Genomic DNA, 14341 nt, shown 5'->3' on the forward strand with positions numbered 1-14341 from the left:
GGCGTTACTCCACTTCTTTTATCCAGTCATTCAGCGCCGCCATCCGGCCATGGGCGGTCATGTCGATGGTTAATGGCGTGATCGAGACAAACCCCCGCTCCACTGCGTCAAAATCGGTTCCCTCGCCCGCATCCTGCTTGGCGCCGGGAGGACCGATCCAGTAAATCGGCTTGCCCCTGGGGTCGAATTCCCTGAGCACCCCTTCCGAACGATGCCGGTTCCCCAGACGAGTCACCTTGATACCCCGAATCTCCGTCAGCGGCAAGTCGGGAACATTGACGTTGAGGATCTGATCCGAGGCCAGGGGGGCCCTTAGCAATGCCCGCACCAGCAGGCCGGCGTAGTGGGCTGCGGACTCGAAATGGCGGTCGCCGCACAGGGATACCGCCACGGCAGGGAGCCCCATGTGGCGCCCCTCCGTGGCCGCCGCCACGGTACCGGAATAGAGTACGTCGTCGCCCAGGTTGGCGCCGTGGTTGATACCCGCCACCACCAGGTCCGGATCCGGTTCGAGCAGGTGGTTGACGGCCCAGTGCACACAGTCGGTGGGGGTGCCCTTGACCGAATAGAAACCGGTTTCATCGAGCTTGTCGACCCGCAGCGGCACCTCCAGGGTCAGGGAGTGACTGGCCCCGCTGCGGTTGCGATCGGGGGCTACCGTCACCACTTCCGCGAACTCCGACAGGACCCGGCTCAGGGTCTTGATACCGAGGGCATTGACCCCGTCATCATTACTCACCAGTATCTTCATCATGTCCCGTGTCCTTGCAGATTTCCCTGACCAGGCTGGTAGCATAACTGCCCGCCGGCAACCAGAACGACAACCGCAGCCGGTCGCCCTCGCGCTGCCAGGCCAGATCGTCGGGCCTGAGCAGCAGGGCTCGCCGCTCCTGCTTGAGGCCATTGGCCTCGAGCCCGCTACAGAATGCTTCCTGATCGGCCAGCGCCGCTTGTTCCAGGGCAGCGGCCTCATCCAGGCTCGGCAGCCGTCCCCGCCCCCACAGGGGCGCACTCAGGCGAATATCGCCGCTGGCGAAGCGCACCTGCATGGCCTCATCCAGCGGGTTGTCCTCGCCCAGGGTAAAAAACGACTGGCTGCCGGCCAGCATAACGCAGTCGCCATCGAGCAACTGCTCGCCCAGCCCCGCCGCCAGCCGGTGGCTCACCGCCAGATTGAACAGGTAGCTGCGCGCCGCCGACAGAAACAGGGAACGCTTGTTGCGATCCTTGATACGCCGACCGGCAAACATGGCCCTGGCCTGCTCCAGGTTGCCGTAATCCCGGCCGAAACGCTGGTCGCCGTAGTAGTTGGGCACCCCCCGGGCGGCAATGGCGGCCAGGCGGACATCCAGATCGCCGGCGCCGCTCAAGTCGCTGATGATCAGTTCGAAATAATTGCCTTTCAGGGCACCGGTCTTTAGCTTCTTATGGTGGCGGGCAATGGCCAGGATCTGTACATCCTCGTTTTCCAGGGGCGAAAAATCGGGCATATCCTTGCCCGGCAGGTGCACCCCGAACCACTGCTCGGTCACCGCGTGCCGGTCCTTGAGCCCGGCCCAGGTCACATCGCGCTGAGCCACCCCCGCCAGCCGGGCCAGCTCCCGGGCCACCCACTGGGTATTCTGGCCGCGCTTGCGCACGTGCAGCAGGATATGCTCACCCTCGCCACTGGGGGAAAAGCCCAGATCTTCCCGCACCACGAAATCTTCGGGTACGACCTTGAGGCGGCCGCTCAGCTCCGGCTCGCCATGGAGATAATGCCAGGGGTTCATGGGTTCACCAGCAGCACCACGGCTTCCGCCGCCATGCCCTCTTTGCGGCCGACGAAGCCGAGTTGTTCGGTGGTGGTGGCCTTGACATTGATCCGGCCGGCCTCCGTTTCCAGATCGGCGGCGATATTGGCCACCATGGCGTCGATATGGGGCGCCAGCTTCGGGGCCTGGGCCAGCACCGTGATATCGGCGTTGCCGAGCACCCAGCCGGCCTGCCGAACCCGGTTGTAAACGTCGCGCAGCAGGATGCGGCTGTCGATACCGGCGAAGGCGGCGTCGGTGTCCGGGAAATGGCGGCCGATGTCACCGGCGCCGATAGCCCCGAGCAGGGCATCGCAAAGGGCGTGAAGGACCACATCACCGTCGGAATGAGCCAGCAGCCCCTGTTCGTAGGGCACCGCCACCCCGGCCAGGATACAGGGTCCCTGACCACCAAATTTGTGCACGTCAAAACCGTGCCCGATTCGCATCATCTGTTACTCTCTTGTCGCTGCTGCAGGAAAAATTCGGCCAGGGCCAGATCTTCCGGGCGGGTAATCTTGATATTGTCGGCCCGGCCTTCCACCAGCAAGGGATGGAAACCGGCCCACTCCATGGCCGACGCTTCGTCGGTCACCGCCTGGCCGGCGGCCAGGGCATCGGCCAGTACCCGGCGCAACACGCCGGTGTCAAAACACTGGGGCGTCAGGGCATGCCACAGCTCTTCCCGGGGCACGCTTTCGGCAATGGCACCCCGGCCATCGCCCCGCTTCATGGTATCCCGGACCCGGCAGGCCAGGATGGCGCCCTGGGGGTGATCCGCCACCGCCAGCAGGGCATCGAGATCGGCCGGATGCAGGCAGGGCCTGGCCGCGTCGTGCACCAGCACCCGCCGGCTTTCCACCAGGGCCAGGGCATTGAGCACCGAATCGGCCCGCTCCCGCCCACCCGGCGCCCGGCGGATACGCGGATGACGGGCCAGCCCCAGTTCGCCAAACCACGCATCCTCCGCGCCTATGGCCACCACCACCCGGTCAATCGCCGGATGTTCGAGCAGCCCCAGCACCGTATGCTCCAGCACGGTACGACCGGCCAGGGAAAGGTATTGCTTGGGAACGACCGATGCCATGCGCCGGCCCACACCGGCGGCGGGTACCACGGCGGTGATGCCGCGACTCATCGCACGCTCCGGTCTTCGGCGGGCAGCAAGCGGTAGAAGGTTTCACCGGGCTTGATCATGCCCAGATCGTTGCGCGCCAGCTCTTCCACCGCCGCCAGGCCGCTATTGAGATCTTCTATTTCCCGGTAAAGCAGGGCGTTGCGCTCCACCAGCAGTTGGTTGTCCTGCATCTGGCGGGCTACATTGGCCTGTGCCTGATGGTATTCGGCCAGGCCGTTTTTGCCCAGCCACAGGTGGTGCTGCAGGGCACCCAGCAAGGCAAGCAGTATCAGCGTCAGCGTACGCATGGGTCCTCCTCGATGACGCGCTAGTTTCCCATATTCGCAGGCCGAACAAAAGAAACCCCGCACTGGGCGGGGTTTCACTTGCAGTCAGTGCTGACGCGGGCTTCAGGCCTGGCCTTTCACCTCGGCCAGACCGCGGTAGGGCGCCTTGGCGCCCAGCTCTTCCTCGATGCGGATCAGCTGGTTGTACTTGGCGATACGGTCGGAACGGCTCATGGAGCCGGTCTTGATCTGGCCGGCACAGGTGCCCACGGCCAGGTCGGCGATGGTGGCGTCTTCGGTCTCACCGGAGCGGTGGGAGATGACGGCGGTGTAGCCGGCGTCCTTGGCCATCTTGATGGCGTTCAGGGTCTCGGTCAGGGAGCCGATCTGGTTGAACTTGATCAGTATGCTGTTGGCAATGCCCTTGTCGATGCCTTCTTTCAGGATCTTGGTGTTGGTCACGAACAGATCGTCACCCACCAGCTGGATCTTGTCGCCCAGCACCTGGGTCTGGTAGGCAAAGCCGTCCCAGTCGGACTCGTCCAGGCCGTCTTCGATGGAGACGATCGGGTACTGTTGGGTCAGTGCTTCCAGGTAGTGGGTGAATTCCCGGGAGGAGAAGATCTTGCCTTCGCCCTTCAGGTTGTAGTTGCCCTTTTCCTTGTCGAAAAACTCGGAGGCGGCGCAGTCCATGGCCAGGGTCACGTCCTTGCCCAGCACGTAGCCGGCTTGCTCCACGGCTTCCTTGATGGCGGCCAGGGCGGCGGCATTGGACTCCAGGTCGGGGGCGAAACCACCCTCGTCACCCACGGCGGTGGACAGGCCCTTGGCCTTCAGTACCTTGGCCAGGTTGTGGAACACCTCGGCGCCGATGCGCAGGGCTTCCTTGATGTTCTTGGCGCCGACCGGCTGGATCATGAACTCCTGGATATCGACGTTGTTGTCGGCGTGCTCGCCGCCGTTGATGATGTTCATCATCGGCAGCGGCATGGAGAACTGGCCCGGGGTGCCGTTCAGCTCGGCAATCCAGGCGTACAGGGGCATACCCTTGGCGGCGGCGGCGGCCTTGGCAGTGGCCAGGGACACGGCCAGGATGGCGTTGGCGCCCAGGCTGGCCTTGTTGTCGGTGCCGTCCAGGTCGATCATGATCTGGTCGATCTCGGCCTGTTGGGTGGCGTCCTTGCCGGCGAGGGCGGCGGCGATCTTGTCGTTGATGTTGGCCACGGCGGTCTGCACGCCCTTGCCCAGGAAGCGGGATTTGTCGCCGTCACGCAGTTCCAGGGCTTCGCGGGAGCCGGTGGAGGCACCGGAGGGCGCCGCGGCGCGGCCCATGAAACCACCTTCCAGATAGACATCGGCTTCCACTGTGGGGTTGCCGCGGGAGTCGATGATTTCACGACCGATCACGTTAACGATCTTAGCCATTCTCAATTTCCTCATGAGTTGAAAGCAAAAATAACAAAGCACTAAAAAATACGGCCAAGCCAGCTGGCTCGGCCGCAGGATCAGGTTATTCCAGCTCGCCCTGCTGATACTGTCCGGCCGCTTTCACAAAGCCGGCAAACAGGCCATGGCCATCGCGGGGCGTAGAGGTAAATTCCGGGTGGAACTGGGCTGCCACAAACCAGGGGTGATCCGGGTTTTCGATGATCTCCACCAGTTTTTTATCGGCGGAACGGCCGGTCACCTTCAGGCCCGCCGCTTCAATCTTGGGCAGCAGCCGGTTGTTCACTTCATAACGGTGGCGATGGCGCTCATAGATGGTATCGGAGCCGTACAGGGCATGTACCTTGGAGCCCGGCTCCAGGTGGCACAGCTGGGCTCCCAGGCGCATGGTGCCGCCCAGATCCGACAGCTCATCGCGCACTTCCACCTTGCCTTCTTCGTCCACCCATTCGGTGATCAGGCCCACTACCGGGTAGGGGCTCTGCTTGTCGAACTCGGTGGAGTGGGCTCCCTCCAGGCCGGCCACATTGCGGGCGTATTCGATCAAGGCTACCTGCATGCCAAGGCAGATACCCAGGTAAGGCACCCGGTTTTCCCGGGCGTAACGGGCCGCCATGATCTTGCCCTCGACCCCGCGCTCGCCAAAGCCGCCGGGCACCAGGATGGCATCCAGGCCCTCGAGCAGCCCCAGGCCCTTGCTTTCCAGATCCTGGGAGTCGATATACTTGATATTGACGGTGAGCCGGTTCTTCAGGCCACCGTGCTTGAGCGCCTCGTTCACCGACTTGTAGGCATCGGGCAATTCAACGTACTTGCCCACCATGCCGATGGTCACTTCCCCCACCGGATTGGCTTCCTCGTAAATCACCTGTTCCCATTCGGACAGATCGGCGACCGGACAATCCAGCGCGAAACGACGCACCACCAGTTCGTCCAGCCCCTGGGAACGCAGCAGCGCCGGGATCTTGTAAATGGAGTCCACGTCCTTCAGGGAGATAACGGCCTTTTCGGACACGTTGCAGAACAGGGCGATTTTGCTGCGCTCGTTGGCGGGGATGGCCCGATCACTGCGGCAAATCAAAATATCGGGCTGAATGCCGATGGACAGCAGCTCCTTCACCGAGTGCTGGGTCGGCTTGGTTTTCACTTCGCCGGCCGCCGCCATATAGGGAACCAGGGTCAGATGCATGAACAGGGTATTTTCACGGCCCACTTCCACCGCCAGTTGGCGGATGGCCTCAAGGAAAGGCAGGGACTCGATGTCGCCGACGGTGCCGCCGATTTCCACTATGGCCACCTGGTGGCCTTCCGCGCCCGCGATCACCCTGTCCTTGATGGCATTGGTGATATGGGGGATCACCTGAATGGTGGCGCCCAGGTAGTCGCCGCGCCGTTCCTTGCGCAGCACATCGGCGTAAATCCGACCGGTGGTAAAGTTGTTGCGGCGGGTCATCTTGGTGCGGATGAAACGCTCGTAGTGGCCCAGGTCCAGGTCGGTTTCCGCCCCGTCGTCTGTCACGAAGACTTCACCGTGCTGGGTGGGGCTCATGGTGCCCGGATCCACGTTGATGTAGGGATCCAGCTTCATGATGGTCACGTTGAGACCGCGAGCCTCGAGGATGGCCGCCAGGGAACCGGCTGCAATGCCTTTACCCAGAGAGGATACAACCCCGCCAGTAACAAAAATATATTTAGTCGTCATGCTGAACCTGAAGAAAGCTAGGGAACGAATGAAGTGTGGAATTCAAGACGGGGTCATAGTATACGCAAGATGCCCTATAACGACAATGAAACAATGCCCTGGCTCGGCACCAGACCCCTTTCCGACTCTGCATTCGAACCGGCTGCCGGCGGCAGACTGAGCACCACTATAACGCCGCTTGTAGTTTTTTTACAACAAAATGTAACCATCAAAATTTGATGCCGATCAGACAAAGCCATGTCTAGGATTCCAGCCGTCGCTCCAGCTCGGGCAGCACATCGAACAAGTCCGCCACCAGGCCGTAATCCGCCACCTGGAAGATGGGCGCCTCCGCATCCTTGTTGATGGCCACTATCACCCTGGAGTCCTTCATCCCCGCTAGGTGCTGGATGGCGCCGGACAGGCCCACGGCGATATAGAGCTCGGGCGCCACTATCTTGCCGGTCTGGCCCACCTGCATGTCGTTGGCGGCAAAGCCCGCGTCCACCGCCGCCCGGCTGGCGCCGACGGCGGCGCCAAGCCGATCCGCCAGCCGTTCCAGCAAGGCGAAGTTGTCCTTCGAGCCCAGGCCCCGGCCGCCGGAGATCACCACCCGCGCCGAGGTGAGTTCGGGCCGCTCATTCGGGCTCAGCTCCTCGCCCACGAACCGGCTGCCAGCCGGGCCGGCGACGGGCGCCAGCGGCTCGATGGGGGCGGCCTGCTCCCCCGGCACCACCGCCTCGAAGGCGGTGGCGCGCACCGTCAGCACCTTGATGGCGTCGAGGGACTGCACGGTGGCGATGGCGTTGCCCGCATAGATGGGACGGACGAAGGTATCCGGCGCCTCGATGGCGATCACCTCGGACACCATGCCTAGGTCGAGCAGGGCCGCCACCCTCGGCATCAGGTTCTTGCCGAAGGTGGTGGCCGGCGCCAGCAGGTGACTGTAGCCGCCCGCCAGGGCCGCCACCTGGGCCGCGCCCGCTTCCGCCAGCTGGTGCTTATGGCCGTCGTGATCCGCCAGCAAAACCTTGCACACCCCGAGCCGGGCGGCGGCCTCGGCCACCGCCCGGCAGCCCTGGCCCATCACCAGCAGCTCGATGTCCGTCCCCAGCCGGGCGGCGGCCCCCAGCACATGCAGGGTGGCCGGTTTCAGGGATTCATTGTCGTGTTCCGCTATCACCAGGGTCGTCATCAGATCACCTTCGCTTCGTGCTTGAGCTTGTCCACCAGTTCGGCCACGTCGGCCACCTTGATGCCGGCCTTGCGCACCGGCGGCGGCGTCACCCTGAGCACCCGGCAATGGGCCCTGGGCGTGATGCCGAGTTCATCCGGGGTCAGGGTCTCCAGGGGTTTCTGCTTGGCCTTCATGATATTGGGCAGGGAGGCATAGCGCGGCTCGTTGAGCCGGAGATCCGTGGTCACCACCGCCGGCAGGGCCAGCGCCAGGGTCTGCAGGCCGCCGTCCACCTCCCGGGTGACCCGGAGTTCATCGCCTTCAAGCTCGATGCGCGAGGCGAAGGTCCCCTGGGGCCAGCCGGTGAGCGCCGCCAGCATCTGCCCCACCTGGTTGTTGTCGGTGTCGATGGACTGCTTGCCGAGCAGCACCAGCCCGGGCCGCTCCCGCTCGCACAAGGCGGCCAGCAGCCTGGCCACGGTGAGCGGCTCGGCGACCTCGTCGCTCTGCACCAGCACCGCCCGGTCCGCTCCCAGCGCCAGCGCCGCCCGCAGTTGCTCCTGGGCCGCGGCGGGGCCGACGGAGACGGCGACGATTTCCGACACCCAGCCCTTCTCCTTCATGCGCACCGCCTCCTCCACCGCGATATCGCAGAAGGGGTTGGCCGCCATCTTGACGTTGGCCAGATCCACGTCGCTCTGATCCGCCTTGACCCTGACCTTGACGTGGTAGTCAATCACCCGCTTTATCGTGACCAGTACCTTCATGCCTGCCCCCGGCTCTGTGGGATATGTGTTGGATAACCAGTGGTTGCTCCGGGCTGCGACCGGGTATCGGTAAGCAGACCCTCCGCGCCAGGGATGGCGCGGCGGAGCCCCCAGGGATGGGTTTACGGCGTGTCTGCGTCCGGTACCCGGTCGATGCTGCGCTATTGGGAACAATGACTTAATACTAATCCATCCCCGCCGATCCTGCCGCCCGGGGGTTTGTTAAATACCGCAACCAATACAATACTTTAGCCATGTGCCCAGGTTCGGAGCCGGAACATGGAAAGGGAGTCGATGGAATTTGACGTGGTCATAGTGGGCGCCGGCCCGGCCGGCCTGAGCGCCGCCTGCCGGCTGATGCAGCAAGCCGCGTCCCGGGATCTGGCCCTGAGCGTTTGCCTGGTAGAGAAGGGCGCCGAGGTGGGCGCCCATATCCTGTCCGGCGCCCTGCTGGAGACCCGGGCCCTGGACGAGCTGTTTCCCGACTGGCGGGAACGGGGCGCCCCGGTGCACATCCCGGTCACCGAGGATCGTTTCTATATGCTGAGCAGCGAACATGGCGGCCTGGAGCTGCCCTCCGCCCTGGTGCCCGCCCCCCTGCACAATAGGGGCAACTTTATCGTGAGCCTCGGCAACCTGTGCCGCTGGCTGGCCGTTCAGGCCGAGCAACTGGGGGTGGCCGTCTTTCCCGGTTTCGCCGCCCAGGCGCCCCTCTACGACGGGCAGGGCCGGGTGACCGGGGTGCTTACCGGCGATATGGGGCTGGCGGCGGACGGCAGCCCCAAGGCCAGTCACGTGCCGGGCCTGGAACTGCGCGCCCGCTACACCCTGTTCGCCGAGGGCTGCCGCGGCCATATCGGCAAAGAGCTGATCGCCCGCTTCGGCCTGGATCAGGGCCGGGATCCCCAGCATTACGCCATCGGCATCAAGGAGCTGTGGCAGCTCGATCCGGCGCGCCACCGGCCGGGCCTGGTGCTGCACGGGGCCGGCTGGCCACTCGAGGAAGACAGCGGCGGCGGCTTCTTTCTCTACCACGGCGACGAGGGCCAGGCGGCGGTGGGGCTTATCGTGGATCTCAACTACCGCAACCCCCACCTCAGCCCCTTCGACGAGTTCCAGCGCCTCAAGCACCATCCGCTGCTGGCCCGCCATCTGTACGATGGCAAGCGGCTGGCCTACGGTGCCCGGGCCATCACCAAGGGCGGCCTGAATTCCTTGCCGCGCATGACAATGCCCGGCGCCCTGCTGCTGGGCTGCGACGCCGGCACCCTCAACGGCGCCAAGGTCAAGGGCATTCACACCGCCATGAAATCCGGCATGCTGGCCGCCGAGACGGTGGTGCAGGCCCTGGCGGCGGGGGATACCGGCGGCAACAGCCTGGCCGCCTACCCCAGCGCCCTGCGCTCGTCCTGGCTGCACCAGGAATTGCATCAAAGCCGCAACTTCGTGCCCGCCCTGCACAAACTGGGGCCCTGGCTGGGCGGCGCCCTCAATGTCCTCAGCCACAACTTGCTGGGGGGCTGGCTGCCTTTCACCCTGCACGACAGAACGCCGGATCACGCCACCCTGGCCCCGGCGGCGAAGAGCCGCAAGCCGGACTATCCCAGGCCGGACGGCAGGCTTTCCTTCGACCGGCTGTCGTCGGTCTATCTGGCCAACACCGGCCACGACGAAGACCAGCCCTGCCACCTGCAACTGCAGGATCCGGCAGTCCCGCTGCGGGACAACCTGCCCCGCTATGACGAACCGGCCCAGCGCTATTGCCCGGCGGGGGTCTACGAGGTGGTGGAGCAGGAAGGACAAGCCCGCTTCCAGATCAACGCCGCCAATTGTGTGCACTGCAAAACCTGCGACATCAAGGATCCGGCCCAGAATATCCGCTGGGTGCCGCCGGAAGGAGGCAGCGGCCCCAACTACCCCAATATGTAGCCATAAAAAAACCCTGAAGGCAGTGATCCCATGAGTGGAGGGAATCATTGCATTCAGGGATATGGCTGTGGTTATTAGGGTTTTCTTGTTCGCTCTGTTAACGCAGAGAGGCACGTCCGTTGCCTTGCGTTGCAAAAACATTACTCCCGGACGAGCATTCAGACAAGCTAGACTTTAGTCCTACAGCCGCAGGCCGCCGTCCATTTCCAGGATACGGCCATGGAAGTAGTCGTTCTCGATGATGTACTCCAGGCTGTGCACCAGTTCTTCCACTGTGGCCAGGCGCCCCAGGGGGATGTTGCGGGTGATGCGCTCCATCGCCTCGGGTTTCATCTGGGCGGTCATGGCGGTAGCGATCACCCCGGGGGCAATGCCCGCCACCCGGATGCCGTAGCGGCTGAGCTCGCCGGCCCAGCATACCACCAGGGCCGCCACCCCGGCCTTGGTGGCCGCGTAGTTGCTCTGGCCCCGGTTGCCGGCCCGGGCCACCGAGGAAATGTTGACGATAAGGCCGCCCTGGCCCCGCTCGGCCATGATGGCCGCCGCTTCCCGGCCGCACAGGAAGGTGCCGGTGAGGTTGACGTCCACCACCTGCTGCCACTGCTGCAGGCTCATCCTGCCGGCCGGCTTGCCCTCCTCCAGCTTGATCAGCAGGGCGTCGCGCATCAGGCCGGCGTTGTTGACCAACACGTCCAGCCCGCCCAGCTCCCGTACTATGTGGCCGAAGCTGTCCGCCACCTGCTGCTCGTCGGCAATGTCACACAGGTGCACCGCCACCCGGGCCCCGGTGGCGGCCACCATTTCGCCGCTTTTGGCCAGATCCTGCTCGTTGTTGTCGACCAGCGCCAGACTGGCACCCTGGCGCGCCAGCTGCCGGGCCATGGCCTGTCCCAGGCCCCGGCCGGCACCGGTGATCACCACCACCTTGCCCCTGATCTCCATGGCTATTCGCCTCCTTGCCGGAACATCCTAAACAGGCTGGAAAAGTCGAACTCGCCGTGGCCCGCCACCTGGTGCAGGTTGAACAGGGCCTTGGCGGCGGCGCCCATGGGCACCGGCGAGCCGCTGTCCCGGCTGAGCTCCATGGCGATGTTCAGATCCTTGCACATCAGGTTGACCTGAAAGCCGCCCCGGTAGCCCCGGGCGGCGGGCACCTGCTCCATCACCCCCGGCACCGGGTTGTAGAGCTGCAGCGCCCAGTTGTTGCCCGAACTCTGCTTGATGATCTCCGACAACACCTTGGGATCCAGGCCGCTGTTGATGCCCATGTTGAGCGCCTCGCAGGTGCCCGCCATCAACACCGCCAGCAGCATGTTGTTGCAGGCCTTGGCCATCTGCCCGGCGCCGTGGGGGCCGGCATGGAACACCTTCTTGCCCATCTGGTGCAGCACCGGCTCGGCCCGGGCGAACTGATCTTCGCTGCCGCCGACGATAAAGGTGAGGGTGCCGGCCTGGGCCCCGGCCACGCCGCCGGACACGGGAGCATCGATAAAGTCCAGGCCATGGGCCGTGGCCCGCTGGGCCGTGGCCTTGGCGGTGGCCGCATCTATGGTGGAGCAGTCGATCACCAGGGTGCCCGGCGCCATCCGCCCGAACAGGGGATCCTGGCCCGTCATATAGAGCGCCTCCACCTGGCGGCCGCTCTGCAGCATGGAGATCACCACCTGGGCATGCTTGACTGCCTCGGTGGCGCTGGCTTGCGGGATACCGCCGGCCCCGGCAACCCGGCCGACCGCCTCGGGCTGCAGATCGAACACCTGTACCCTGTGTCCGGCCTTGACCAGGTTGGCGGCCATGGGGCCGCCCATATTGCCTAAACCGATAAATGCGATGGTTGCCATGGTGCTTGCCTCCGTTACAGATCCTGCAATGGGCTCCGGGGCCAGGGCGGGGTAAACAGGGCCGCCAGCAGCGCCTCGTCCACCTGCTCCAGGGTCCCGAAGCTCCAGCCGGGGTGGTTGTCCTTGTCGATAAGCCGGGCCCGCACCCCTTCGGCGAACTCCCGATGCCGGCACAGCTGCACCGACAACGCCAGCTCCAGGCGGAACACCTCGGCCAGGGAGCCGTACCGGCAACGGTGCAGTTGTTCTGCTATCACCCGGATGGCCAGCGGACTGCCCGCCGCCAGGCCCTGCCGGGCCCGCTCGAACCAAGGGGAATCGATGTCGGCGCCGAGGATGGCTGCCACCTGGTCCGCCAGGCGATCCCGGTCCATCAGCCGGCGGATGGCGTCCTGGTGCTCCCGCAGGGGCGAGGACTGGCCGGTGAAGACATCAAGCGACGCCGCTTCCAATTGCCGCAGCACCAGCCCCACCGCCGCGGTGGGATCCCGCCACTCGGCCACGTCCTGCAGGCGGGGCAGCAACTCGGCCCGCCGGCTTGCGGCGATGGCCCTGTTGGCCAGCCCCAGCCAGAGACTGTCGCTGGCATTGAGCTGGCAGCCGGTGAGGGCGATAAACTCCCCCAGTCCCGGCGGCAGGCGGTTGAGGAACCAGCTGCCGCCCACGTCCGGGTAGAGGGCGATGGTCACCTCCGGCATCGCCAGCCGGCTGTGCTCGGTGACGATGCGCTGATGACTGCCGGTGAACAGCCCCAGGCCGCCGCCCATGACGATGCCGCCGCCCCAGCAGATCACCGGCTTGGGGTAGCGGTGCAGCAGGTAATCCAGCCGGTATTCCCGCTCGAAAAAACGCGCTGCCGGCTCGGGGATGGGCCCCAGGCCCAGGTCATCCAGGGGGCCAGTCTCCCGGGCCGAGGTGATGGCCCGGTACAGCCCCACCACGTCGCCGCCGGCGCAGAAGGCCCGGTCACCGGCGCCTTCGAGCAGCACCGCCACCAGCCCCTCATCCTGCCGCCAGGCGGCCAGTTGGAGCAGCATCCGCTCTATCATCTCCAGGCTCAGGGCGTTGAGGCTGCGCGCGTTGTCGAGCACCAGCCGGCCGATACGCCGGCCGCCGCCCGTGGCATGCTCTTCGACTATCAGGCTCATTCAGCCTCCTTGAAACCTGCTTGAAATCTGGAGTTTTCGGCCAAAGCGTCCTGCCCCGCCGACACGCCGTAAACCCATCCATGGGGGCTCCGCCGCGCCCTCCCTGGCGCGGAGGGTCGGCTGAGCAGCCCCCTTTGTCCTCACCACACTCCCCAGCGCTGCCCGTCCTCTCTTAGCGGTTGCGCCATTGGGGCGGGCGTTTCTCCAGGAAGGCGTTGACTCCTTCCCGCTGATCCTCGGTGTCGAACAAATCCACAAACTCCTCCCGCTCCCGGATATAGCCCTGCGCCAGGGGCTGGCTGCGGGCCGACTGGATCAGCCGCTTGCAGGCGGCCAGCGACGAGGGGCTCTGCTGCTCCGCCTGGCGGGCCAGCGCCAGGGCCCGATCGAGGGCCTGCCCCTGTGGCACCACCTCCTCCACCAGGCCGATGGCCAGGGCCCGCTCGGCATCCAGCCGCTCGCCGCAGAGGATAAGGCGCTTGGCCCAGCCCTCGCCCACCAGCCAGGTCAGGTTCTGGGTGCCGCCGGCGCAGGGCAGCAGCCCCACCTTGGCCTCGGGCAGGGCCATCACCGCCTGCCGGCCGGCCACGCGCAGATCGCAGGCCAGAGCCGCCTCCAGGCCGCCGCCCATGGCGTAGCCGTCGATGGCGGCGATGGACAGGCCGCGAAACCGGCTCAGGGCCTCGAAGGCCTCGCCGAAGCGCCGCGCCATCTCCCGCGCCACCGCCCGGTCGCCGTCGGCGAACAGCTTGAGATCGGCCCCGGCGGAAAAGAACCTGTCCCCCGCCCCGGTCAGCACCAGGCTCCAGATCTCCCGGTCGGCGTTCAGTTGCGCCACCCACTCGGCCAGGGCCGAGAGGCTTGCCGCCGTCCAGGTATTGGCGGGCGGGTTGTCCATGGTCAGGATGGCGGTATGGCCTTGTTGTTCAAAACGGATGGTGGTGGTCATGGGTGCACCTCTCTATGACTATGGCCAGTGGCGATAGAACGCCGGGAACAGCTATGACGCAGACGCCGCTCATGTTCAAAAGGAGACCAAAGGGGGCCGAGGAGCCGACCGTGACATGCCAGGGATGGCATGTCCGAGCCCACATGGACGTGCTTGCAGCGTGTCGGCGAGCGGCCCCCTTTGGTCTCCTCCGCCCATCTCACGGA

General features: G+C 65.3%; 14 protein-coding genes. 1 reads left to right on the plus strand and 13 read right to left on the minus strand.

The window, feature by feature from the left end:
* Positions 1-4: 4 nt before the first annotated feature.
* The 9 genes from surE to C7I36_RS13385 all read right to left on the minus strand — a co-directional run bounded on the left by surE (position 5) and on the right by C7I36_RS13385 (position 8268).
* Positions 5-751: a 5'/3'-nucleotidase SurE gene (gene surE / locus C7I36_RS13345; RefSeq protein ID WP_106454235.1), complete on the minus strand. Its 747-nt coding sequence runs from the start codon at positions 749-751 to the stop codon at positions 5-7.
* Entirely contained in the window at positions 732-1772 is a 1041-nt protein-coding gene (truD, locus tag C7I36_RS13350; RefSeq protein WP_106454195.1) for a tRNA pseudouridine(13) synthase TruD, read from the minus strand. Before truD ends, surE begins: the two co-directional genes overlap by 20 nt.
* Positions 1769-2245, minus strand: coding sequence for a 2-C-methyl-D-erythritol 2,4-cyclodiphosphate synthase (gene ispF / locus C7I36_RS13355; protein WP_106454196.1), 477 nt, complete (start codon positions 2243-2245; stop codon positions 1769-1771). The genes truD and ispF overlap by 4 nt, the downstream gene beginning before the upstream one ends.
* The gene (gene ispD / locus C7I36_RS13360) at positions 2242-2931 is read right to left on the minus strand and encodes a 2-C-methyl-D-erythritol 4-phosphate cytidylyltransferase (protein ID WP_106454197.1); all 690 of its coding nucleotides are present in this window, start codon (positions 2929-2931) and stop codon (positions 2242-2244) included. Before ispD ends, ispF begins: the two co-directional genes overlap by 4 nt.
* Entirely contained in the window at positions 2928-3218 is a 291-nt protein-coding gene (ftsB, locus tag C7I36_RS13365; protein ID WP_106454198.1) for a cell division protein FtsB, read from the minus strand. Before ftsB ends, ispD begins: the two co-directional genes overlap by 4 nt.
* Before the next feature lie 102 nt (positions 3219-3320).
* Complete coding sequence (gene eno / locus C7I36_RS13370) at positions 3321-4622, minus strand: phosphopyruvate hydratase (protein WP_106454199.1); 1302 nt, start codon at positions 4620-4622, stop codon at positions 3321-3323.
* Positions 4623-4707: 85 nt separating this feature from the next.
* On the minus strand, positions 4708-6345 hold the full coding sequence (pyrG, locus tag C7I36_RS13375; RefSeq protein ID WP_106454200.1) for a glutamine hydrolyzing CTP synthase: 1638 nt from the start codon (positions 6343-6345) through the stop codon (positions 4708-4710).
* Between the two features lie 241 nt (positions 6346-6586).
* On the minus strand, positions 6587-7519 hold the full coding sequence (locus tag C7I36_RS13380; protein WP_106454201.1) for an electron transfer flavoprotein subunit alpha/FixB family protein: 933 nt from the start codon (positions 7517-7519) through the stop codon (positions 6587-6589).
* Positions 7519-8268 carry an electron transfer flavoprotein subunit beta/FixA family protein gene (locus tag C7I36_RS13385; RefSeq protein WP_106454202.1) on the minus strand — a complete coding sequence of 250 codons (750 nt, stop codon included), beginning with the start codon at positions 8266-8268 and terminating at the stop codon, positions 7519-7521. Before C7I36_RS13385 ends, C7I36_RS13380 begins: the two co-directional genes overlap by 1 nt.
* A gap of 279 nt (positions 8269-8547) precedes the next feature.
* On the opposite strand from C7I36_RS13385, the gene C7I36_RS13390 reads away from it, so the two are divergent.
* Complete coding sequence (locus tag C7I36_RS13390) at positions 8548-10197, plus strand: electron transfer flavoprotein-ubiquinone oxidoreductase (protein WP_106454203.1); 1650 nt, start codon at positions 8548-8550, stop codon at positions 10195-10197.
* Between the two features lie 180 nt (positions 10198-10377).
* On the opposite strand, the gene C7I36_RS13395 is transcribed toward C7I36_RS13390, so the two are convergent.
* The 4 genes from C7I36_RS13395 to C7I36_RS13410 all read right to left on the minus strand — a co-directional run bounded on the left by C7I36_RS13395 (position 10378) and on the right by C7I36_RS13410 (position 14135).
* Entirely contained in the window at positions 10378-11139 is a 762-nt protein-coding gene (locus tag C7I36_RS13395) for an SDR family NAD(P)-dependent oxidoreductase (RefSeq protein WP_106454204.1), read from the minus strand.
* Between the two features lie 2 nt (positions 11140-11141).
* Positions 11142-12038 carry a 3-hydroxyisobutyrate dehydrogenase gene (gene mmsB / locus C7I36_RS13400; RefSeq protein WP_106454205.1) on the minus strand — a complete coding sequence of 299 codons (897 nt, stop codon included), beginning with the start codon at positions 12036-12038 and terminating at the stop codon, positions 11142-11144.
* Between the two features lie 14 nt (positions 12039-12052).
* Positions 12053-13186, minus strand: coding sequence for an enoyl-CoA hydratase/isomerase family protein (locus C7I36_RS13405; RefSeq protein WP_106454206.1), 1134 nt, complete (start codon positions 13184-13186; stop codon positions 12053-12055).
* A 172-nt stretch (positions 13187-13358) separates the two neighbouring features.
* Positions 13359-14135, minus strand: coding sequence for an enoyl-CoA hydratase (locus C7I36_RS13410; RefSeq protein WP_106454207.1), 777 nt, complete (start codon positions 14133-14135; stop codon positions 13359-13361).
* Positions 14136-14341 lie beyond the last annotated feature (206 nt).

The sequence above is a fragment of the Zobellella taiwanensis genome (assembly GCF_003012795.1).
Lineage (GTDB): Bacteria > Pseudomonadota > Gammaproteobacteria > Enterobacterales > Aeromonadaceae > Oceanimonas > Oceanimonas taiwanensis.

Excerpts from the sequence above, each read along its gene's own strand:
- surE (WP_106454235.1), bottom strand. The coding sequence starts at position 751 with ATGAAGATACTGGTGAGTAATGATGACGGGGTCAATGCCCTCGGTATC.
- truD (WP_106454195.1), bottom strand. The coding sequence starts at position 1,772 with ATGAACCCCTGGCATTATCTCCATGGCGAGCCGGAGCTGAGCGGCCGC.
- ispF (WP_106454196.1), bottom strand. The coding sequence starts at position 2,245 with ATGATGCGAATCGGGCACGGTTTTGACGTGCACAAATTTGGTGGTCAG.
- ispD (WP_106454197.1), bottom strand. The coding sequence starts at position 2,931 with ATGAGTCGCGGCATCACCGCCGTGGTACCCGCCGCCGGTGTGGGCCGG.
- ftsB (WP_106454198.1), bottom strand. The coding sequence starts at position 3,218 with ATGCGTACGCTGACGCTGATACTGCTTGCCTTGCTGGGTGCCCTGCAG.
- eno (WP_106454199.1), bottom strand. The coding sequence starts at position 4,622 with ATGGCTAAGATCGTTAACGTGATCGGTCGTGAAATCATCGACTCCCGC.
- pyrG (WP_106454200.1), bottom strand. The coding sequence starts at position 6,345 with ATGACGACTAAATATATTTTTGTTACTGGCGGGGTTGTATCCTCTCTG.
- C7I36_RS13380 (WP_106454201.1), bottom strand. The coding sequence starts at position 7,519 with ATGACGACCCTGGTGATAGCGGAACACGACAATGAATCCCTGAAACCG.
- C7I36_RS13385 (WP_106454202.1), bottom strand. The coding sequence starts at position 8,268 with ATGAAGGTACTGGTCACGATAAAGCGGGTGATTGACTACCACGTCAAG.
- C7I36_RS13390 (WP_106454203.1), top strand. The coding sequence starts at position 8,548 with ATGGAAAGGGAGTCGATGGAATTTGACGTGGTCATAGTGGGCGCCGGC.
- C7I36_RS13395 (WP_106454204.1), bottom strand. The coding sequence starts at position 11,139 with ATGGAGATCAGGGGCAAGGTGGTGGTGATCACCGGTGCCGGCCGGGGC.
- mmsB (WP_106454205.1), bottom strand. The coding sequence starts at position 12,038 with ATGGCAACCATCGCATTTATCGGTTTAGGCAATATGGGCGGCCCCATG.
- C7I36_RS13405 (WP_106454206.1), bottom strand. The coding sequence starts at position 13,186 with ATGAGCCTGATAGTCGAAGAGCATGCCACGGGCGGCGGCCGGCGTATC.
- C7I36_RS13410 (WP_106454207.1), bottom strand. The coding sequence starts at position 14,135 with ATGACCACCACCATCCGTTTTGAACAACAAGGCCATACCGCCATCCTG.